Origin of the sequence: Tenacibaculum xiamenense, from assembly GCF_964513065.1 — a bacterium.
Taxonomy (GTDB): Bacteria; Bacteroidota; Bacteroidia; order Flavobacteriales; family Flavobacteriaceae; genus Polaribacter; species Polaribacter xiamenense.
On the sequence record NZ_CAZEQU010000042.1, the window covers coordinates 79270 to 102930 of the forward strand.

At 33.6% G+C, this 23661-nt stretch carries 15 protein-coding genes; 12 read left to right on the top strand and 3 right to left on the bottom strand.

The window, feature by feature from the left end; genetic code table 11:
- Window positions 1-8: 8 nt before the first annotated feature.
- The 3 genes from ACKTTV_RS19950 to ACKTTV_RS19960 all read right to left on the bottom strand — a co-directional run bounded on the left by ACKTTV_RS19950 (window position 9) and on the right by ACKTTV_RS19960 (window position 3191).
- Window positions 9-1334 carry a sugar MFS transporter gene (locus ACKTTV_RS19950; RefSeq protein ID WP_408032648.1) on the bottom strand — a complete coding sequence of 442 codons (1326 nt, stop codon included), beginning with the start codon at window positions 1332-1334 and terminating at the stop codon, window positions 9-11.
- Window positions 1335-1491: 157 nt separating this feature from the next.
- Window positions 1492-2205: a LytR/AlgR family response regulator transcription factor gene (locus ACKTTV_RS19955; RefSeq protein ID WP_408032649.1), complete on the bottom strand. Its 714-nt coding sequence runs from the start codon at window positions 2203-2205 to the stop codon at window positions 1492-1494.
- Between the two features lie 5 nt (window positions 2206-2210).
- Entirely contained in the window at window positions 2211-3191 is a 981-nt protein-coding gene (locus tag ACKTTV_RS19960) for a sensor histidine kinase (protein ID WP_408032650.1), read from the bottom strand.
- A 291-nt stretch (window positions 3192-3482) separates the two neighbouring features.
- Between ACKTTV_RS19960 and ACKTTV_RS19965 the strand changes: the two genes are divergently transcribed.
- From ACKTTV_RS19965 to ACKTTV_RS20020, 12 genes are all read left to right on the top strand, one after another.
- The gene (locus ACKTTV_RS19965) at window positions 3483-6542 is read left to right on the top strand and encodes a SusC/RagA family TonB-linked outer membrane protein (protein WP_408032651.1); all 3060 of its coding nucleotides are present in this window, start codon (window positions 3483-3485) and stop codon (window positions 6540-6542) included.
- Between the two features lie 12 nt (window positions 6543-6554).
- Window positions 6555-8111, top strand: a complete 1557-nt coding sequence (locus tag ACKTTV_RS19970) for a SusD/RagB family nutrient-binding outer membrane lipoprotein (RefSeq protein ID WP_408032652.1) — start codon at window positions 6555-6557, stop codon at window positions 8109-8111.
- A gap of 357 nt (window positions 8112-8468) precedes the next feature.
- Window positions 8469-11456, top strand: coding sequence for a TonB-dependent receptor domain-containing protein (locus ACKTTV_RS19975; RefSeq protein WP_408032653.1), 2988 nt, complete (start codon window positions 8469-8471; stop codon window positions 11454-11456).
- Window positions 11457-11466: 10 nt separating this feature from the next.
- The gene (locus ACKTTV_RS19980; RefSeq protein ID WP_408032654.1) at window positions 11467-13074 is read left to right on the top strand and encodes a RagB/SusD family nutrient uptake outer membrane protein; all 1608 of its coding nucleotides are present in this window, start codon (window positions 11467-11469) and stop codon (window positions 13072-13074) included.
- A gap of 155 nt (window positions 13075-13229) precedes the next feature.
- On the top strand, window positions 13230-15146 hold the full coding sequence (gene nagB / locus ACKTTV_RS19985) for a glucosamine-6-phosphate deaminase (RefSeq protein WP_408032655.1): 1917 nt from the start codon (window positions 13230-13232) through the stop codon (window positions 15144-15146).
- Between the two features lie 182 nt (window positions 15147-15328).
- Window positions 15329-17383, top strand: a complete 2055-nt coding sequence (locus tag ACKTTV_RS19990) for a beta-N-acetylhexosaminidase (protein ID WP_408032656.1) — start codon at window positions 15329-15331, stop codon at window positions 17381-17383.
- A gap of 255 nt (window positions 17384-17638) precedes the next feature.
- On the top strand, window positions 17639-18517 hold the full coding sequence (locus ACKTTV_RS19995) for a BadF/BadG/BcrA/BcrD ATPase family protein (RefSeq protein ID WP_408032657.1): 879 nt from the start codon (window positions 17639-17641) through the stop codon (window positions 18515-18517).
- 405 nt (window positions 18518-18922) lie between these two features.
- Window positions 18923-19360 (top strand): RrF2 family transcriptional regulator, encoded by a 438-nt coding sequence (locus ACKTTV_RS20000; RefSeq protein WP_408032658.1) that lies wholly within the window; start codon window positions 18923-18925, stop codon window positions 19358-19360.
- Entirely contained in the window at window positions 19345-19845 is a 501-nt protein-coding gene (locus tag ACKTTV_RS20005; RefSeq protein ID WP_408032659.1) for a hypothetical protein, read from the top strand. Before ACKTTV_RS20000 ends, ACKTTV_RS20005 begins: the two co-directional genes overlap by 16 nt.
- Complete coding sequence (gene ric, locus ACKTTV_RS20010; RefSeq protein WP_408032660.1) at window positions 19832-20560, top strand: iron-sulfur cluster repair di-iron protein; 729 nt, start codon at window positions 19832-19834, stop codon at window positions 20558-20560. The genes ACKTTV_RS20005 and ric overlap by 14 nt, the downstream gene beginning before the upstream one ends.
- Entirely contained in the window at window positions 20560-22788 is a 2229-nt protein-coding gene (locus ACKTTV_RS20015) for a nitric-oxide reductase large subunit (protein ID WP_408032661.1), read from the top strand. Before ric ends, ACKTTV_RS20015 begins: the two co-directional genes overlap by 1 nt.
- A gap of 112 nt (window positions 22789-22900) precedes the next feature.
- Window positions 22901-23656 carry a hypothetical protein gene (locus tag ACKTTV_RS20020; protein ID WP_408032662.1) on the top strand — a complete coding sequence of 252 codons (756 nt, stop codon included), beginning with the start codon at window positions 22901-22903 and terminating at the stop codon, window positions 23654-23656.
- Window positions 23657-23661 lie beyond the last annotated feature (5 nt).

Here is a 23661-nt window from a genome sequence, read left to right on the forward strand (position 1 = left end):
TAATATTGTTACTTTTTTAAGCCAAGTTTATGCCCTGCAATAGCATAGTATAATATAAGAGCGTAGCAAGGGAAAAGTATCCAATAACTTGATGTAGAAGCCTCTGCTAGCGCAGCTGTTTCTTCAATTCCTTTACTTATTAATTCAGCTTTTTTACCGTCAACAAATCGTCCATATAAAGGAGGTATTATAGCTCCACCAGCAATTGCCATTATTAATAAAGCAGAAGCCGTTTTAGTAAACTTTCCTAATCCTTTTAGCGTTAAAGGCCATACAGCAGGCCATACTAAGGCATTTGCAATACCTAAGGCAGCAACAAATAAAACAGAAGTAAATCCGCTTGTGAATATGATGCATGCTGTAAATATAATTCCAAGTACCGCACTTACCCTAAGAGCTAAGGCTTGACTGATAAATTTAGGGATTAAAACAGCTCCCAGTGCATAGGTAGCAACCATTGCCATCAACGTGTATGTTGTGAAGAATTTAGCTTCAGCTCCTGGAATTCCAAGTGAAATTCCGTAAGCAATAATAGTATCTCCTGCTATTACTTCTGCACCAACATAAACAAATAATGTAGCCACTCCCAACCATAGGTGAGGGAATTGGAAAATACTTGTTTTTGTTTCTTGACCGTTATTTTCTTCTTCTTCTGAACTAGCTTCTACATGAGGTAGAGGTGCTTTTCTGATTAAAATTCCTAAAACAAATAAAACAGCAGCCATAACTATATATGGGGTTACAACACTGTCAGCCATTGTATTTAAAAGCTCTACTTTTTCGGTGTCGCTTACTGTACTTAATTTATCTTTTATTGCATCAATACCAGATAAAAGAATTGCTCCGAAAATTAAAGATCCAAGTGCGCCCGCTACCTTATTGGCTATTCCCATAATGGCAATACGCTTAGCTGCACTTTCAATTGGACCTAAAATTGTTATATATGGATTAGAAGCTGTCTGTAATAATGTCATTCCCATTCCTTGAACAAAAATACCAAGAAGGAATATCCAGTAAGTTCTTGCTCCTGCAGCAGGGATAAATATTAGAGCTCCAACGGCCATTATTATAAGCCCTAAAGACATTCCTTTTCTGTAGCCTATTTTATTTATAACGTAAGAAGAAGGTAATGCCATTACAACGAATGAAATGTAAGAAGCAGAAGCAACAAGGTAAGATTGAGCATCTGTAAGTTCGTTTATTGTTTTCATGAATGGAATTAGGGCTCCATTAATCCAGGTAACAAACCCAAAAATGAAAAATAATCCAGCTATAATAATAATAGGTACTAGCGTGCTATTGCCATTTGAGGCATCTCTAGGAGTCTGAGTCATATTTTGTTTAGTTTTGTTTGTATAAAGTAATTAGGTTAAATCTGTCTATCAAATTAACCAGATTGCCAATATATGTAATAATAAATTAAGAAACGTTTAAATTTCTACTAGTAGCATAAATTTTGGGCTAAACAAAATAAAATATTCGCTAAACACATTAAACGTTTGGTGTTTTCAAAATTATTTGCTTGGTGTTATTGATGTATTTTCTACCAATAGGTAGTCTTTTTCCGTTGATTTCTATTGAGTTACCTTCTATTGATTTTACTTTGTCTATTGCAATAGTATAAGATCTGTGAATTCTCAAAAAGTTGTTCTGAGGAAGTTCTTCTGTAATACTCGTTAGCGATTTGTGGACAATGTAATTTCCAGCGGTAGTACAAACCTTAATGTAATCTTTTAAACTTTCAATAAATAAGATATCGTCGTACTTAACTTTTACTAATTTTTTATCCACTTTTAGAAAAATGTAGGACTCATCCTTTAACGTGCTACTTTTTACATTGTCATTATTATGGATACGTTGCGTTAACTTATTTATCGATTTTAAAAATCTAGGAAAAGGAATTGGTTTAACAAGGTAGTCTAGTACATCTAAATCGTAACTATCTGCAGCAAATTCTCTGTAGGCAGTGGTGATTATAACATAAGGTTTTACGGGAATGTTCTTTAAAAAATCAAGACCATTCATTTTTGGCATATTTATGTCTAAGAACAATACATCAATTTCACTATTCTCAAGGGTGTCTAAGGCGTCAAGGGGGTTGTTAAACGTATCTACAATCGAAATGTTTTGAAATTCTTGCAGATGGTTTTTTATTACATTTATGGCTAAGGGTTCGTCATCTATGATAACACAATTGATTTTCACTGTTCTTATTTTTTTGTTAAAGGAATCTCTAGGTAAACTGTATGTGTATTGTCTTGTCCCGAAATATTTAATTCATAGTTTTTTCTATAAATCAAATCTAGTCTTCTTTTGGAGTTAAAATTACCAACTCCTTTTTTTAATCTTTTACTTTTTTCTTCCGTTTTAGTAGGGTCATACGAATTTTTTAAGATAAAAATTAAGCTGTTTCGCGCTGTTTTTTCGAAACTAATATAAATATAAAAATCGTTATTATTTTTATTTCCGTGCTTAAAACTATTTTCGATGTATGATAAAAATATCAAAGGAGGTACCTTGATGTTGTTGATATTTCCCTTAATGTCAACGTTTATAGTCGCGTTTTTATGACATCTAAGCAGTTCTAAATCTATATAATTTTGTATATAATCTATTTCTTTTAATAGAGGTACTTTCGGGTCTTTTACATCATAAATTACATATTGCATGATGTCAGATAGCTTTAATACAACTTCAGAGGCTTGATTTGATTTCTCTAGAGTTAAAGAGTACAAATTATTCAATGTATTAAAAAAGAAGTGAGGTTGTATTTGAGTTTTTAGAAAATTCAGTTCGCTTTTAAGGTGTTCTTTTTTTAATTTTTCAATTCTTGTTTTTTGATTTACCCAATCAATGGTAAGTTTAATAGCAGTGGCTAATGCTAATACATACAATTCACCAAGAGTAACGGCTACAATGTGGTTGAATGTAAAAGCTTCTTGTGTTCCTTCAGCTTCAGGCCAAATATTTTCTGTGACTAAGAAGTAATTAAGCCCAGTACGAATAACATATTGAATACATAATGATAAGAATAAGAAAAATACGTATCGCTTATATTTTTTAGGGACGAGAAACCTTGGAATGAAAAAATATACGTTGGCATAAACCAAGATAATATGCAAAGGAAATTCAACAAGATTCGATTTTAACGAATACCAATAATCGTCAAAATAACTTCCCCATCGTATCACATTAAAAATAAAATAACTTACCCAAAATATGATGTGATATTTTCTTTTTATAGTACGGTTAGAATTAATGTTTTTTATAAAATTCAAGACAAGCCAAGATTAGGTGATTGGAGTGTGAATTTAAAATGTTTTTTTTTGTGAAACAAGTATTAAAATGTTGTTAAAACATTCATAAGATGATCGTCCGTTAAATAGGGTTGTTTGTTGTCGTTTTTGTGCAGTTTGTATATAATATTTTTTTAACGTTTTTAGAACCCCATAACTTTAAGCAAACAATTAATTAACTTATTCATGAAAAAAAGTAAAATTCTACTACTATTATGTTTTTCTTTTTTGCTTGTACATTTTGCAAATGCACAGGAGAAAACATTGTCAGGGGTTGTTACATCAAAATCTGACGGAATGCCTTTACCTGGTGTAGGGGTACTCATTAAAGGAACCTTAAAAGGGGTCGAAACCGATTTCGACGGAAAGTATCAAATCAAAGCTTCAGTTGGCGATGTTTTGGTGTTTTCTTATGTTGGAATGCAAAGCCAATCTATTACAGTCGCTAATCAACAAACAATTAACGTGGCTTTAGATGACGCTAATATCTTAGACGAGGTGGTTGTTACTGCACTTGGTATTAAGAAAGAAAAAAAGGCATTAGGATATGCCGTAAGTAACGTGAAGGCAGAAGATCTTCAAATGGCAAAAGATCCAAACGTTGTTAACTCTTTACAAGGAAGGGTTGCAGGATTAGAAATTAACCAAGCATCTGGTGGTGTTGGTAGTGCAAACAGAATGGTAATTAGAGGTAATAACTCTATTACTGGTAATAACCAAGCTTTATACGTTGTTGATGGTGTGCCAATTAACAATACGGAGAATGAAGGAGATGTTGATGAGTGGGGTAATGGTGTTTCTATTGGAAATGGTATTGCTGATATCAACCCAGACGACATTGAGAGCGTTTCTGTTTTAAAAGGAGCAAATGCAGCTGCTTTATATGGAGCAAGAGCTTCGAATGGTGTAATTATGATTACAACCAAGAAAGGTAAAAAAGGAAAAATGTCTATAGGATTCAATTCGTCTGTAACTTTTGAAGAGGTGGCATTTTTACCAGAATTCCAAAATACATACGGACAAGGATCTTTTGGGGCTATTCCAACAGATGGAACTTTAATATCTTTTGGTAGTTGGGGACCAAGACTAGATGGTTCTAATCAGTTATTATGGACTGGACAAACCGGAAGGTACGAAGCTAATCCAAACAACGTAAAAGACTTTTTCTCAGGAGGAAGTACTTTAATTAACTCTTTCTATGTTGATGGAGGAAGTGAGAAAATGACTTCTAGAATTTCATATACAAGAAGTGATATTCAAGGTATTGTACCAAACAATGAGTTAGAGAAAAATGCTTTCGCAGCATATACTAAATTAGATATTAATAAATTAACTGTTGATTTAAAAGCGAATTATATCAACCAAAAAGTTAATAACAGACCATATCTTTCTGTTTGGCCTGATAACGTTGTTAATTCTTTGTATTCAATGCCACGTAATGTTAACTTGGCAGAATTAGAAGCAAATTCTTCGTTAGTACCTCGTGGTGGTTCTTTAAATAATCCATTTAGTTCAGTTAATACTGTAGGAACTGTTGATAGAAGAAACAGAGTGTTCGGATATGTAAGAGCTAACTATCAGTTTAATGATAATTTAAGTGCAATGGTAAGAGCGGGTAGTGACTATTCTACACAAACGTTCTTAGGATGGGCGCCAACTGATCATCCAACAATTGACGGAGGGCAAGTTTCGGATAACGTATATACTAATCAAGAAACAAATATTGATTTCTTAGTTACTTATAACAAAGAGGTAACAGAAGACTTAACAGCGACACTTACAGGTGGTGGTAACCGTTTAGATTTTAGAAGAAGCGTAAGAGGAGGTGTAGGAAATGGATTGAGAGTTCCTGGTATCTATAATATTTTGAACACGCAAAGTTATGTTCCGAATTTAGGAACAGGAGTTTATACAAGAAGAGTGAACTCTTTGTACTCTACTTTAGATCTTGATTTCAGAGGGTATTTATTTGCTCAAATTACAGCAAGAAACGACTGGTCGTCAGTTTTACCTTCAAATAATAACTCATTCTTTTATCCATCTGTATCTTTAAGTGCTATTGTTACTGATATGTTCGATATAGGATCAGAAAACTTAAACTATTTAAAGTTAAGAGGTTCTTGGGCACAAGTTGGTAGTGATGGTGAAGTAGGTCCATATAGTATTCATGCTAGGTATTTAACTCAGGCTCCTTATTTAGGGAATGGAGTGTTAACTACCCCTAGTGTAAAACCCAATCCAGACCTAGTGCCTCAAACAACTAACTCAATTGAATTTGGTTTAGAAGGTAAGTTTTTTCAAAACAGATTAGGACTTGATTTTTCATATTATGATACTCGTACTGAAGATCAAGTAATTTCACTTCCTGCCCCTGTTGAATCAGGGTATAATACATTTTTACTAAATGAAGGAACCTTAATCAATAAAGGTATTGAGGTTGGTGTGAATTACGATATTATTAAGAATGAAAATGTTTCATGGAACGTAGGAGTTAATTATTCACACAACAGAACTACTGTTCAAGACTTAAGTACTGATGATATACCGTTAGCACCGATTGAGGGAGGTACTCCATTCAGAATTTTAGCAACTAACAATGGAAGATATGGAGATATCGTTGGTTTTGGATATAAGAGAAATGACCAAGGTCAAATTTTAGTTGGAGATGACGGAACGCCTTTGGCATCAGATGAACAAAAAGTTTTGGGTAATTTTAACCCAGATTGGTTAGGAGGGTTTACGAGTAACTTCCGTTATAAGGATTTCTCATTCCGTTTCTTAATTTCTTCGAAAATTGGTGGACAAATATTGTCAAGAACAGACATGATATTGGATGTTAATGGTAATAGTACAAGAACTCTTGAAGGTAGAGAAACCGGAATTGTAGTTCCGAATAGTATTGTTGAGTCTACTGGAGCAGTAAATACAACAGCAGTTCCAGCGCAAGAGTATTATCAAGCAGTAGCGGGAGAGAGAATTATCGAAGACTATGTTTTCGATGCAGATTATATTAAGTTAAAAGAATTAGCTATTGGGTATAACTTACCTCAATCATTAACTAGTAAGTTAAATATTTCGAGTGCTTCTATTCAATTAATTGGTCGTAACCTTTTCTTTTTCCATAGAGAAACTGAAAGTTTTGATCCTGAAGTATCAGGGTTTAATACCAGAAATGCACAAGGAGTTGAGCTTTTGTCATTGCCTGGAACAAGAAGTTATGGTTTAAACTTATCAGTTAAATTTTAAATCTTAGAAAGAATGAAAGCAATTAAATATATAAAGAAAATAGCTGGTGTTGCTGCACTTTGTTTAGGGGTGTATTCGTGTACCTCAGATTTCGAAAAAATCAATACGGATCCTAATAATGTCTCTTCTGAAACATTAACAAATACGGCTCAATTACTAACACAGGTGCAAAGGCACTCTTTTGTTGAAGCTCGTTTCAATACGTGGAGAGGAAACTTAATTTTCGGTGGTCGTTTTGCTGAACAGTTTTCTTTTAGTTTTGCAGGAACTTGGTTTGGAAACGGATTAGGTTTTAGTTATGACAGAGTAGATTGGAATGATGCCGCTTGGGATACTCCTTTTGCTGAAGTGTCTGCTCCTTTGGCTGAGTTATTAAAATTAACCGGAGAAGGAGGAAGGTTACAAGATGATTGTGCAAATGCAGTGGTTAAAGTAATTAAAGGGTTCTTTTATCAAAGAATGACCGATATTTTCGGAGCAGTGCCTTATGTTGAAGGAGGTTTAGGAGGTATTCCTAAATTTGAAAGCCAACAAGAGGTTTATACGATGATTATGCAAGATTTATCAACTGCAATTGCAAAATTAAAGACTTGTGGAGGAACTATTGATGGTATCGCTGAAGGAGATCTAGTTTACGAAGGAGATTCGGAAAAATGGCTTGCTGCGGCTAATACGTTACTTTTAAGAATGGCGTTAAGAAGTAAGGAAGCTAATGGAGGTAATCAAGCAATTATTGATGAAGCATTACAAGGACCGTTTATTGCGAGTTCGGCAGACAACTTTCAAATAGCCCAAGACCCTTCAAATGCTGATGCAGTTTTTAATGGGTATTATGATATTTGGCACACTTTTCAGGGGTGTTGTGGAAATGCAGCTTCTTGGGTTGCATCGGAAACTTTAGTAGAGTCTTTTAAAGCAAATAATGATCCTAGACTGTTTGGATTTGCTATGCCTGTAGATGGAGGTACAGCTGGAGTTTGGGATGATTACAGAGGGGCTAAAGTAGCTGCTAAGGCTGCTTATGCCGCAGCTAATGTTTTTGAAAGTTTTTCTAAGCCTAATGAGCGTATGTGGAATGATGAGAGCTTTGCGTATATCACAATGACGTATGCAGAAGCTCAATTATTGCAAGCAGAAGCTAAATATGCTACAAACCTAGGTGAAGCTCAAATGCATTTTGAAAATGCTATCAGAGCAAATGGTCAAACTTGGGATGCAGATTCAGCGCTAGTGGATGCTTATATAGCAAATGAGGCATCTGCACAATTATCGGCAACAGCTGATGTTGCAATGCAGCAAATTGGTCTTAACAGATGGTATGCAGCATATACTAATGGATATGAGTCTTGGTCGGTTATGCGAAGATTTGACTTAGATATTTTTCCGGATAAAACATTTACTGCTAATAATGATTGGGCAGATACAACTGGAGGAGTTAGTAACCAAATGGGGAAACGTTTAAATTATTCTCAAGCAACCAAATCTCAAAACCCAGATGCGGTTCAGTATGCAATTAGTGTTCAAGGTCCAGATCTTTATACTACAAGATTGTGGTGGGATGTTAACTAAGAAATAAATTTAAGTATATAATATACTTTAAATTTCCTTTGAAATCGGGAACAGTTTTAACTGTTCCCGATTTTTTTATGAGTTTTTTTTGCTTGAGAAACTGTTAAAAACAACTTCATTTAAGTGGTTGTTTTGTAAAATATTTTACGGATTGATATTTTTTTGCAGTTAAAAGTGTTTATAGTTTATTTTTTACGCTAAAAACATGCATAAACACTGGTTTTTTAACTAAAATACTAAAATGTTGTTTATGTGTGAAATAGTGTCGTTTGTTGCTTTATAGGTGTTGTTTAGATGTATTTTTTTTTAACATTTCTTTAACTCTATAACTTTAACAAATAATTAATTAACTTATTCATGAAAAATAGTAAAATTTTACTTCTGTTATGTTTTTCTTTTTTGCTATCACAATTAATGGTAGCCCAAGAGAAAACGATTTCAGGAGTTGTTACATCAAAAAATGATGGAGCACCCCTTCCGGGCGTTGGGGTTATTATCAAAGGGACATTAAAGGGGGTTGAAACTGATTTTGATGGAAAGTATCAAATCAAAGCTTCAGTTGGCGATGTTTTACTTTTTACCTATGTGGGGATGAAAACTCAGTCAATTATTGTTTCTACTCAAGAAACATTGAATGTGGCTTTAGAAGATTCAAACGTTTTAAATGAAGTAGTTGTAACTGCTTTAGGTATTAAAAAAACTAGAAAGTCTCTAACTTATGCAGCGCAAGATGTAAATGCGCAGGAATTAAGTAGAGTAAAACAAACGAACCCTGTAAACAGTCTTTCTGGTAAAGTAGCTGGTTTAAATATTACTCGTAGTTCATCAGGAGCTGGAGGTTCTGTAAAGGTAGTGTTGAGAGGTAACTCATCGATTGGAAACAATCAGCCATTATATGTAATAGATGGTATTCCTTTAAATAACCCATCTTCGGGGCAACCAACTACTACTTTTGGTGATATTAACGGAGGTAACCGAGATGGAGGTGATGCTTTATCTTTAATAAACCCAGATGATATTGAGTCTTTAACGGTATTAAAAGGAGCATCGGCATCGGCATTATATGGTAGTGCAGGTCTTAACGGTGTAATTGTTATTAATACAAAGAAAGGAAAAACAGGCTCATTTAAAGTTGACGTGTCTTCTAATTTAGTAGTTGAAAGTGCAGCTTATATGATGGATTTTAATGATGATGCTCAAAAGAGTATTGATGCATTTTATAGTTCAGGAACAACGAACATAAACTCATTTTCTATTTCTGGAGGAGTAGAAAAAGCGCAAACATATTTTTCTTACAGTAATACTTTCGCTGATGGAATTCTACCAACGAATTCAATGAAACAGCATACATTCAATGTAAGAGAAACGGCAAAGCTTTTTGACGATAAGTTAACGGTGAATGCTAGTGTAATGGGTACTACGCAAAGTATAGGAAATAGACCAGTTTCTGGTTTATACTTTAACCCATTGGTGGGAGTTTATGGATTCGAATCTCAAACTGAAAGTTTATCTGATTATGAGAATTTTGAGCAGTATGATCCAGCTAGAAATATTATGGCTCAAAGATGGTTTAGAGGAACTTCAGATATCGAACAAAACCCATACTGGATTTTGAATAGAAATGCAGGTGAAGACAGAAATAGTAAGTTAGTTGCTTCGTTAAACTTGAATTTTAAAATCAATGATTGGTTATCTCTTCAAGCAAGAGGAACATATGATCAATCAATTGTAGATTTTGAAAAGAAAATATATGCAACTACGGAAGCAACTCTAGCACCAGCAAATGGACGTTACATTGTAAGAGAGGATGAATTTACTCAAATGTATGGTGATCTTTTAGCGAATGTTAATACTAAGATTACTGATGAAATTTCACTTTCTGCTATCGTCGGGGTAAGTACAACAAGAAATACAACTGAACGTTTTGCAGCGGACTCAGGAACAAACGGAGGATTACAGTTTGCTAATGTTTTTGCTTTGCAAAACTTTAATGCTAATGCTTCAGTTAGTTTTACCGAAAATTCTTTGGAAACAAGAACTCAATCGATATTCTCAAGTGCAACAATTGGTTTCAATGAGAAGATTTTTGTTGATTTAACAGCAAGAAATGATTGGACATCAACATTACCAGAATCGAGTAATTCATTCTTCTATCCTTCTATTGGGGTTACAGGAATTATTAGCGACTTAGTAAATGTTCCATTTGCGAAAGTAAGAGCTTCATATGGAGAGGTAGGTAGTGGATTCTTACCAGATCAAATTAGCCCAAATAACAGTATCTTATTTGGAGGTGGAGTTAATCCAATTGATCCAATTCGTCCATACCCTGGAACTATTCCAAAACCTCAGAGACAGAGATCTTTTGAAATAGGTACAGAATGGAAATTCGATAAGTTTGGATTTGATGTCGGATATTATTATACAAGTACAGTAAATCAGTATTTCGCTGTTCCAGTATCAACAACAATTGTTGCTTCGGGAGTTGCAGGATTAAATGCGGGTGATATTGTTAACAAAGGGGTGGAAGCTTCTTTCTATGTAACTCCAGTTGATAATGACAACTTCAAATGGACTTCTACATTAAACTTCGCAACAAACCAGAATGAGATCGTTTCTATTACTGGTGACGATGTAGATGGATTAATACCTACAGATTTCTTCACTATTTCACCAAAAGGAGTAAATACTTTTGGATCATATTTAGTAGAAGGAGGTTCTTTCGGAGATATTTATGCACAAGTAATTAAGAGAAATGCAGATGGACTTCCAATATACGATAATGGAGCCCTAGTAATGGAAGATAGTAATTTAATTGATGGATTATCGAAAGTAGGTAATGCGAACCCTGATTTTACTTTAGGTTTAAACAACTCTTTCCAGTATAAAAATCTTACTCTTGATTTCTTAATTGATGGAAAGTTCGGTGGAGAAACAGTGAGTATGACAGAATCTATTATTGAAGGATTAAGTAATAATTCAGCTAGAGAAACTGCAAATGGAAATGTTACAGTTGCTGATTTAAGTGGTCAAACTTCAACATTAACAGCTCAAGAATATTATGGTTTAGCAGGAGGAAGAAATAGTTTTACTGGAGAATATGTGTACAGTGCAACTAATGTGAGATTAGCAGAATTGGCAGTTGGTTATAATTTTAACTTACCTGAAAATTCTTTCTTTAGAAGAGTAAAAGCTTCATTAGTAGGAAATAATTTATTCTTCTTCTACAAAGAAGCACCGCATGATCCGAATATTGCTTTAAGTACTGGTAATGCATTACAGGGAGTTGATGTTCTTGGTTTACCTTCAACAAGAAGTGTCGGTTTAAATGTTAACTTATCTTTTTAAAATTTAGACAATGATGAAAATAAGAAAATATATACCAATTGCTTTAGCTGGCTTATTATTTGCAAGCTGTGGTGACTTGGAGCAGTTTAATGTGAATGATAAAAATATTTCACAAGAACAATTAGAAGTGGATTTTCAGCATGTAGGATCAAAATACAGACCTATTTTTGAAAATATTTATCAATACCAACCAGCATGGTCTTATCAGTTGCAGCAAAATCTAAATGCTGATGTGTACTCTGGTTATATGACAAACCCTAGACCATTTGTGGCAGGGGCAAATAATACAACGTATAACTTAGTAAGCGGTTGGAATAACTTTATTTGGTCGGTTCCTTATCAAAATGTAATGAACAATGTTCAGGCAATTAGTGATTTAACTAGTGAGGATTTTCCAACTTTGTATGGTGTTAACCTAATTCTGAAAGTTGCAGCTATGCATCGTGTAACTGATGTTTTTGGTCCAATTGTTTATACCAATTTTGGTGATTTAAATAATGCGGGAGTTTATGATTCTCAACAAGATGTTTACAATGCATTTTTTAGCGAGTTAGATGTTGCCGTTGCAAACTTGAACGCAGATATCAGTAGTACTCGATTTAGCGAGTTTGATATGTCTTATGCTGGAGATTATTCTAAATGGATAAAATTAGCAAACTCACTTCGTTTGCGTTTAGCTGTTCGAATTTCAAAAGTAGATCCTGCAAAAGCAAAACAAGAAGGAGAAAAAGCATTGGCGGAATCAAATGGATTGATGGAGTCAAATGCTGATGGTTTCTTTGTAAATGGATCGCTTCCCCATCCTTTATCTGTAATAGATAATTCTTGGGGAGATATTAGAATGAATGCTTCTATGGAGTCAATTCTTGTTGGATATAATGACCCAAGAGCTGATAAGTTTTTCCAAGAGGTGAATCCTGGTGATCAATCAACTACTCCAGTTTCTCCTGGAAATTTAAAAGGAGTTAGAGCTGGGTTACCTTTATTGCCAGGTTATGCAGATGAAATTGCTCAGAAAGCAGACTATATAACTTTTGGAGTAATAAATGATGAGGTACATACTTCACAGGTGCAGTTAATGACAGCTGCTGAGGTAGCTTTCTTAAAAGCTGAAGCAGCACTTAGAGGCTGGGCTGGAGCAGGTGATGCTAAGGCTAATTACGAACAAGGAGTAGATTTATCTTTCCAACAGCATCAAGCGGGAAGCTCGTCGAGTTATTTAATGGATAATACTTCAATTCCAATAGATTATGTTGATCCAGTAAATGCTGCTAACAACATTGCAGCGGTAAGTACTATTACCATTGCTTGGGATGAGGCTGCTACTAACGAAGAGAAGTTAGAAAAGATCATCACTCAAAAATGGATCGCAATGTTCCCAGAAGGGCAAGAAGCATGGAGTGAATATAGAAGAACAGGATATCCAAAAATTTTCCCTGTGGTGAGCAACCAAAGTGGAGGATCTATTGATACAAATATTCAAATTAGAAGAATTCCGTTTGTAGATAGTGAGTACTCTACAAACGCAGCAAATGTTCAAACAGCTGTTACCTTATTGGGAGGAGCCGATAATGGAGGAACTCGCCTTTGGTGGGATACCGGAAATGGTAACTTCTAATTATTAAACTTTGTTAAGATAATCGAGAATGTAAACACATTCTCGATTGTTTTTAGTGGCATATTTATAGCGTTTAGTCGAAAAAAATGTAAAAAACTCAAGTATGCCCATAATTTTACCGTTGTATTTACATTAAGTTAGAGATTAGTATGGTTATGTCAAATTTTAAAGAGATAAGTTTTCAACCTGCAGGACAGTTTGAAGAAACACGTTTTGAAAAAAATCACAACGTAATATTTGAAAGTTCTTTAGAAGCATCGAAAGTTGTGGCTAAAGAGATAGCTGAGTTAATTATTGGCAAAGCTAGCCAAAATGAAAAATGTGTTTTAGGGTTGGCAACAGGTTCTTCTCCAATTAAAGTATATGAAGAATTAGTTCGATTACATAAGGAAGAAGGATTAAGTTTTGCTAATGTAATTACATTTAATTTGGATGAATATTGGCCTATGCAACCAGATGATATTCAAAGTTATCATTATTTCATGCATGAGCATTTGTTTAATCATGTTGACATACTCCCTGAGAATGTTCATGTACCTGATGGAACAATCAAACCAGAGGATGTATATCAATATTGTGTTGATTATGAATTAAAGATTAAAGAAGCTGGTGGTTTAGACTTTCAATTGTTAGGAATTGGAAGAACTGGGCATATTGGATTTAATGAGCCAGGTTCTCACTATAACTCAAGTACAAGAAGTATTACTCTTGATCATATTACAAGAGAAGATGCAGCTTCTAGTTTCTTAGGATTAGATAATGTTCCAAGAAGAGCTATTACAATGGGGATTAGTACCATTAAAAAGGCGAAAAGAGTTGTGTTACTTGCATGGGGAGAAGGTAAGGCAAAAGTAATTCAAGAAACTATTGAAGGAGAAATTACTTCACAAGTACCTGCAACTTATTTACAAGAACATCACAATGCAACTTTTATTATTGATAAAGAAGCGGCTTCTGAGTTAACAAGAATAAAAACTCCGTGGTTAGTAACTTCTTGTGTTTGGACTGAAGAACTTAAAAAGAAAGCTATATTCTGGTTGAGTGACACGGTTAATAAACCAATATTAAAGCTTACCGATAAAGATTATAACGATAACGGAATGGCAAGTTTGTTGGTTGAAGAAGGAAGCGCTTATGAGTTAAATATTAAAATGTTTAACAGCCTTCAACGAACAATTACTGGTTGGCCAGGAGGAAAACCAAATGCTGATGATTCTACAAGACCGGAGCGAAGTACTCCAGAAAAGAAAAGAGTTATCATATTTAGTCCTCATCCAGATGATGACGTAATTTCAATGGGAGGAACATTTGATAGGTTAGTAGAGCAAGGACATGAAGTTCATATTGCTTATCAAACTTCTGGAAACATTGCAGTATCAGATGATGATGCTTTGCGTTTTGCAGAGGTGTCAAAAATGTTGAGCCCAGACTCAGATAGAATTGAAAATGTTATTACTTCTATTAGAAACAAAGGAGCAAACGAAATAGATGCTTTAGATGTTAGAAAGCTAAAAGGAGAAATTAGAAAAGCTGAATCTTTAGGAGCTACCAGATACATGGGAGTTCCAGATGAAAATGTACACTTCTTAAACTTACCTTTCTATGAAACAGGAAAAGTTAAGAAAGATAAATTATCAAAGGCTGATATTGATATCATGTGTAGTCTTATTGAAAGTGTGAAGCCTCATCAAATATATGCAGCAGGAGATTTAGCAGATCCACATGGAACTCACAAAGTATGTTTAGATTCACTTTTTGAAGCTTTAGAAGTTCTAAAGAAAGAAAGTTATATGAACGATTGTTGGGTGTGGTTATATCGTGGAGCATGGTTTGAATGGCAGCCATATGAAATAGAAATGGCAGTTCCGATGAGCCCTGATCAAGTTGTAAAAAAGAGACATGCAATTTTCTATCACCAATCTCAAAAAGATAAAGTAATGTTCCAAGGGAATGATGCTAGAGAATTTTGGGTAAGAGCAGAAGATAGAAATAGATTGACAGCAGAAAAATATAGAAATTTAGGAATGGCTGATTATGCGGCTATTGAGGCGTTTAAACGTTATCATTTCTAATATAAAATTACCTTATTAAAACTCTTCATTGGCTTTGTTATTTTAGCAACTTAGCCAATGAAGATTTATGCTTAAAACCTTTTTGTTATTTATATTGATTCTTAATAATGAAGGTTGAGTGAAAAAATGAATAAAAACTTGAAAATATAGAGATTACCAACGATTAAAAAAAGAAAACTATAATGACTAATAGCATAGTGAAAACCATATTTTTAGCCCTAACTTTCGTTTCTTCGATGATACACTGTCAAGAGAAACTTTCAGACAAGTATAATTTGATGCCATGGCCTCAAGAAATTCAGAGTAATGCGAACCGGGTTAAAATAGCTAAAGATTTCACTATTTCTATAAACAAGAAAGAAGGTCGTGTTTATAATTATGCAACAAACATTATAAGACGTATAACCAATAGAACAGGTGTTTTTGTTGATCAAGGTTTTCCTTTATTGAATGATAAAAATGCGACTGTGAGAGTAAGTTTTGATGAGGTCGCTGAATTGAAATTAGGAGTTGATGAGTCTTACGAACTTGATGTAAATAATAATTTTGTTGAAATTTCGGCGAAAACAGATATTGGTGCATTAAGAGCTCTTGAAACATTAGTTCAATTAATTGATCACAATGAAAACTCTTTCTTTGTTAATGGAGTTGTTATTAAAGATAATCCTAGATATGGCTGGAGAGGATTAATGATTGATGTATCTAGACATTTTCACCCTGTGGAAGTTTTAAAAAGAAATCTTGACGCTATGGCTTCTATGAAAATGAATGTTTTTCATTGGCACCTATCAGATGATCAAGGTTTCAGGTTTAAATCCGATACTTATCCTAAGCTACATGAATTGGGATCGGATGGTTTATATTATACAAAACCTCAAATAAGAGACATAGTTTCTTATGCAAATAAAAGAGGTATTAGAGTTGTTCCGGAAATTGATGTTCCGGGGCACGCAACTGCGATATTAGCTGCATATCCAGAATTAGGCAGTAAGGATGGATATGATTACAAAATAGAAAGATTCTCTGGTGTTTTTCATCCCACATTGAATCCCATTAACCCAAAAGTTTATACATTTTTGGACAATTTATTTGCAGAAATCGTTCCATTATTCCCTGATGTTTACTTCCATATAGGAGGTGATGAAAACGAAGGAAAACACTGGGATGAGAATCATGAAATTCAGAAGTTTAAAAACAAAAAGGGGTTTAAGAACAATCATGATTTACAAACATACTTTAATATTAAACTGCAAAAAATATTGGCTAAGTATGATAGAAAGTTAATGGGATGGGATGAAATTATGACTGATGGAATGCCTAAAAGTGCGATTATACACTCATGGAGAGGTGTAAATGAAGGATTTAAAGATGGTACTTTAATTGAAGCAGTAAAAAAAGGGTATCAAGCGGTGTTGTCTAACGATTACTATATTGACAGAGTTCAGTCTGTTGATCATCATTATCTTTTTGATCCAGCTGGAGATGTACCACTAACTAAAGAAGAAGAAAGTAGAGTTTTAGGTGGTGAAGTTACTATGTGGAGTGAATTAGTTACTCCGTTGACTGTAGATTCTAGGATATGGCCTAGAACAGCGGCTATTGCTGAAAGATTCTGGTCTTCAAAAGAGGTTAAAGATCTTAAGAGTATGCGTAAGCGATTGGCTGTGGTGAGTTTTCAGTTAGAGGAGTTAGGAATAACTCATTTAAGCTATAGAAATCAGTTGTTAAGAAATATAGCAAAATCTAAAAACACAGAGTCTTTAGAGTTACTAACAGCAATATTTGAACCTTTAAAAATATATACAAGAAATGAAGGAGGTACAGAGTATAAAACATTTTCTCCTTTCACTTTATTTGCAGATGCTTGCGTAGTTGATGCTGAAGATGCTTATAACTTTAATTTATTGGTAGACTCGTATTCGGATAATCCAACAACTGAAAAAAGTGAAGAGTTAAAAGGGTATTTTTCAAAATGGAAAGAAGGGCATGCAAAGTTTAAGAAATTAAAGAACAATCCTATTCTTAATGAATTAGGAAATCATTATGAAAACCTAAGTAAAGTATCTTCAATATATCTTGAAATCCTGAAGGGAGGATCACTTAGTAAGTCAAAAGGAAATGAGATTAAAGAAACAATTGAAAAGCTCAAAAAACCAATGGTTGACACTGAATTGGTAATTGTTTCTGGTATGGAAAAACTTCTTAAAAAGCTCAAGAAAGAAGGAAGTATAAAATAGTGTTAAAGAAAGGGGAGCTAACCATAAAAGGTTACAAAAAGGGGGCTAGGTTTAAATAGTTTATATATGCTATTAAAATCTAAAATCTCTAGAATATTTACCCTCATTTGTAAGGGGATATTGTATGTTCAAAGAACATTAAAACACAGTTATTTACTAGTTATTCATTAAGCATTGTTTAAAAAACTAAATGATATTAATGTTAAAGTAAATAGTTGGTAGGGATAAATTATACAACACAAGTTTCTTAAAGTTATGATATTAATTGCAGACAGCGGTTCAACAAAATGCGACTGGATTTTGTTAAATGAAAACGATAATACTATTGTCAATAGAATTAGAACAAGCGGAGTAAATCCGTCAGTATTAAAAAAGAAAAATATAAAAGAAGTCATTGAGAACTGCGATGAACTTAATGAATATAAGGAAGCGGTGAGTTCGATTTATTTTTTTGGAGCGGGTTGCAATAATAAAAAAGGGGAGGATAAAATAAAGAAAGTATTTAGTGATAACTTTCCTATTGTAGATAAGGTTGTTGTTAAAGAAGATTTGATGTTGGCTGTTTTTGCTGCCTCTCAAGATGCTTCTGTAGTTTGTATTTTAGGTACTGGGTCTAACTGCTGCTTTTACAACGGCGAAGAGATTGAGCAAAGAGTAAAAGCAATGGGGTATATACTAATGGATGAAGGTAGTGGAAATCATTTAGGAAAAGAGGTTTTAAAGGGGTATTATTATAAAGATTTACCAGAAGATTTAAAGTTTTCTTTGGAAAAAGATTTTCAGCTCGATGATGACAAAGTGTTATCTAGACTATATGGTGCAAAAATGCCTAATAAATACCTAGCGCAGTATGCAAGATTCTTATTTGAAAATATTGAACACCCTTACGCAAAAAACATAATTACAAAGTGTATTTCCGAGTTTATTGATAAACAGTTAATAAAGTATAAAGATGAGTTAGGCAAGGTTCCTCTATATTTTATAGGCTCGGTTGGATATCATGCCAGAGATATTATCAAACAAGAACTAGAAAAAAGAGGTTTTAAGGCACCTGAAAACTTTATCAGAAGGCCTTTAACAGCGTTTATACAGTCTGTAAAGGAAGATAAAGCGTTTTTAAGTAAGGTGGTCTAATTTATAGTCTTTACTTTATTTAAGGTTTTAGGTACTGTTTTAGAAAAACTTAATAGACTAATAGTAAAACTTATGCAAGTTACTTGCATAAGTTTTTTTGTTTTACAGCTTATAATTATGAATTCATATTATTTGTAATTAACAGCTCTTTCAACCAAAGGACTGTGTTTCCTTAAATAGTTTATACTATGGATATCTAATTTACTGAATAGTTGTTTTGATAATCCTTTAAAGTTGCTTGATGTAATTAGTAGCCTGATTATGGAAAAGATCTTCTTGAACCGAATAAAAAAAATAATTTTTTACTTTGGAAATCTGTACGTTGTATATAGTATATGATTTTTTATAAAAGACTTCTTTGTCCTTTATAAAAAACTGCTTAATTTTGCTGTAAATAGTTAATGTATGTTTTCAAAATCCTGTGAATATGGTTTAAGGGCGACGATTTATGTCGCTGAACAGTCGTCACTAGGCAATAAGGTGGGGTTGAAGGCCATTGCGGAGGCTATTGACTCACCCGAAGCGTTTACTGGAAAAATTTTACAAACATTAACCAAAAACAATATTATAACGTCTATAAAAGGGCCTTATGGAGGTTTCATAATAGAGGATTATCAGGTAAAAAAATTAAAGTTGAGTGAAATTGTAAAGGTTTTAGATGGAGATAAAATTTATACTGGTTGTGGTTTGGGGTTAAAGCAATGCAATGAGAAGTCACCGTGTCCATTACATTATAAGTTTATTGAAATAAGAGAGCAATTAAAAAATATGTTGGAGGAAAACACCTTACATGATATTTTATATACAAATGGAGTAAAAAATTTACTATGGTTAAAAAGATAAAAAATTTTAAACACATAAAAGACAAAAATGTCCGTTATAAAAGAACTAGAGAAATAAACAAAATACTACTCTATCTAGTTGCACTATGGACAGGTTTTGTACTGGCAATTAGTTTCATGGAAGCATGGCTAAAATTTCAAGCAGAAGGAGTTACCAGAGAAATAGGTTTATCTATTGGTTCATTAGTGTTTAAGGCTCTTAATCTGGTTGAGCTTTTTATCGGTGGAACTATTGTTCTTTTAGTGCTATTGCTCAGGAGGTATAGCTTAACAAAGCTCTATAGATTTTCACCAATAGTATTCATTCTCTTGTTTCAAACATTCTTTCTTCTACCAATACTAGATTCAAGAGCAATGCTAATAATCAAAGGAACTACCGTGGCAGAAAGCTATTATCATCTTTACTATGTAATTCTGGAGGTGATTAAAGTTATGCTACTTATTAAAATAGGAATACAAATAATAAAAACAAATGAATATAAATAGTCAAACACTGATATCAGACATTGTCGTTGAGAATTATAAAACAGCGGCCATATTTAAAAAATATCGAGTCGATTTCTGTTGCAATGGAAACAGAACTCTTTCAGAATTATCATCAGATGCCGAAGTGGATGTTAACTCACTTATTGATGAGATAAATGGTTCATTAAATGAAACCTCTAATGAGGGGAGTTTTGCTAATTGGGAAATTGATTTTCTAAGTGATTATATCTATCAAAACCATCACGCTTATGTGGAAAAACAAATACCTGAAATAAAAGAATATTTGAATAAAATATGCAATGTTCATGGTTCTAAAAACCCAGAGTTGTTAGAGGTTAACAAACTATTTAATGAGAGTGCAGGTGATTTGGTAATTCATATGAAAAAAGAAGAGATTATCCTTTTCCCCTTTATAAAAAAAATAGCAAAGGCTAAACGTGAAGGTCTTGAATTGGAAGCTCCTTCGTTTTCAAGTGTCCAAAACCCTATAAAAATGATGCATATAGATCATAATGATGAAGGTGAAAGGTTTAGAGAAATAGCAAGATTAACAAATAACTACACACCTCCGAAAAACGCCTGTAATTCATATAGAATTGCCTATAGATTATTGAAGGATTTTGAGGAAGATCTGCATAAACATATTCACTTAGAAAACAACATTTTATTTAGAAGGGCAATTTCCCTTGAAGCACAACTTAATACAATTCAATAATGAAAAAAATTTGGACAGCATTTATAACCGTAGTGTTATTGTCGTTTGTGGCGTTAATATGGGTAGGAACCGAAATATATCAAAAGCAACCTCCTATACCACAACAAGTAAAAATAAAAGAAAACAATCAGGTTCTATTTTCGAAAAAAGATATTCAAGATGGACAAAATGTATGGGAATCCATAGGAGGAATGGAAGTTGGTTCAATATGGGGACATGGAAGTTATGTGGCTCCCGATTGGACTGCCGATTGGATTCACAAAGAAGCCATAATTTTACTTAATAAATGGGCTCAGAAAGATTTTTCTTTAGACTATGAAGGATTAAACGAAGAACAGAAAGCGGCATTAAAAGCCCGTTTAATTAAGGAAGTTAAAACGAATAGTTTTGATGAGTCAAACGAAATTCTTTGGATTTCTGAAATAAGAAAAGAAGCAATTCAGGCAAATTCAGAGTACTATTCAAAAATATTCTCAGAAGGGCATGAGAAATATGCAATTCAGAAAGGAGCATTAACGGATCCAATCAAGTTGAAAAAACTTAATGCCTTTTTGTTTTGGACTTCTTGGGCAGCAAGCACAAATAGACCAGATAAAGAGTACACGTATACATCGAATTGGCCACATGAACCACTTATAGATAATACAATTACCGCTGATTCTCAGATGTGGTCTGGTTTTTCTGTTATTTTACTAATATTATTTATAGGAATACTTGCCTACTATTATTTGAGAAATCATGAAAAGGGAGAAGCAATTGAAAACCCTAGATTTGATCCTTTGTTAAATATGAAACTATATGCTTCTCAAAAAGCTGTGTTGAAATACTTTATCGTTATATCACTCTTAATATTCTTACAAATCGTTCTGGGAGTTGTTACTGTTCATTATTCGGTAGAAGGTCAAGCGTTTTTTGGATTTGAATTGTCAGAGTATTTTCCATATTCTATAACACGAACTTGGCATACTCAATTGGCTGTATTTTGGATTGCCGCTACCTGGTTGGCAACAGGAATCTTTTTAGCACCCATGATCAGTGGAAAAGAAATGAAATATCAGGTATTAGGTGTAAACTTTTTATTCATTGCGCTTCTATTTATCGTATTGGGGTCTATGTTAGGTGAGTGGCTAGGGATTCATCAATTTTTTAACTTAACAACCAATTTCTTTTTTGGGCATCAAGGGTTTGAATATATGGACCTCGGGAGGTTCTGGCAAATTCTTTTAGGTATTGGAATGATATTATGGATGCTTATGGTTGGAAGAAATATACTTTATGCAATAAAAAAGAATGATGATTCTAAGCACTTACTAACTATGCTACTTATCGCAGTAGTTGCTATTGGAATGTTTTTCTTCTCAGGTTTAATGTATGGCGAAAATAGCTCATTACCAGTTATTAATTACTGGCGTTGGTGGTTGGTACATTTGTGGGTTGAAGGCTTTTTCGAAGTGTTTGCTACCGTTACTATTGCCTATATTTTTTCAAGAATGAAAATTATCTCAACAAAAACTGCTGGTAGGGCTTCCATAGCGTCTGCGACAATATTTTTGGCAGGTGGAATTATAGGAACGCTTCACCATCTTTATTATTCTGGAACACCCGTACAAGCGATTGCTTTAGGAGCTACTTTTAGTGCTTTAGAAGTGGTACCTCTAACTTTAATGGGGTTTGAAATTAGAGAAAACTGGAATATTTTAAAACACAATGAATGGGTACAACGATATAAATGGCCTATATTTTTCTTTATTTCTGTAGCCTTTTGGAATATGATTGGAGCTGGTGTTTTTGGTTTTTTAATAAACCCACCAATTGCGCTATACTATATTCAAGGATTAAATACAACATCAGTACATGCTCATACAGCAATGTTCGGAGTTTACGGGATGTTAGGAATGGGATTCATTTTAATCTGTTTAAGACTTTATTCAAATAATGCATGGAATGAAAAGGCATTAAAAAGAGCATTTTGGGGCTTAAACATTGGATTGATGCTAATGGTACTATTAAGCTTGTTGCCTGTTGGAATTATTCAAGCCTATACTTCAATTACAAAAGGATATTCTTTCGCAAGAGATGCTGAGTTGTTGTATAGTCCTACGGTTCAGGTATTAAAATGGTTCAGAATTGTGGGAGATATCGTTTTCTCTATAGGAATATTTTATTTCTGTAGCTTCGTTATAAAGCAAACGATACATAGCTTGTTTAGGAAGACAAAATCTGAATAATAGGTTAATTATAAATAATATCGATGACTGTATTTTTTAATTTTATTTGAAAAACATATTCAAGTAAGGATTCCTAACTATTTTTGTTTTGATAACATTAAAACAAAAGAAAATGAATATTAAAGCATTAAAAACAAGTGTCTTTACCTCTCTTTTCACAGTTCTTCTTTGCGGACTTACTGAAGTAAATGCTCAAGAAGCAATAAACAATTATGGAAATGAAGATTTTCTTATAAAAAGAGCGAAAGTAACACATGTAAAAAGTTTAGGAGTCACCATTTGGGAGATTAGGGTTAGCGGTGAAGCGGGAAAAACAACGCCAATAGCAAAAGGGCAACTCGATGGAGCACCTGTATTGGGGTATGTTTTTCCTACTTCATTAAAATCAACAGATGTAGGGTTTAATGAAGTAGAAGGAATTGTGGCTTTGGCTTTAACTTCTCATCCAGATTTTGATGATACACCTCTTTGGGATGAAGATATGGATGGGAATACAAAAAATAAAGAAGATGGTCTTGTTTGGCACCCACATTGGGTTGTCTTACAAAAAGACAAAAGAGTAGAAGGGGGCTTTTCTGTAAAGCAATTCACAAAAGATGACACAACTGTTGTTTTACCACCTACGAATCCAGGAATGCCAATGTATATGGATTCTCCAGGATTTCCTGTAAAGGCAAGTGGCAAAAGAATTAAAGTGATTGTTCCTGATTATCGAATAAAAAATAAAACATCGTTCTCATATGATGCAGTAGCAGCCTATATGATGGTTAATACAAGTAAAAAAGATAAGCCAATGCTAGGTGTGTACAAAGTATATAGTATTACGAGTAAAAACCTATCACTTCCTTATAAGGTGATTAAAAAGTAATAACA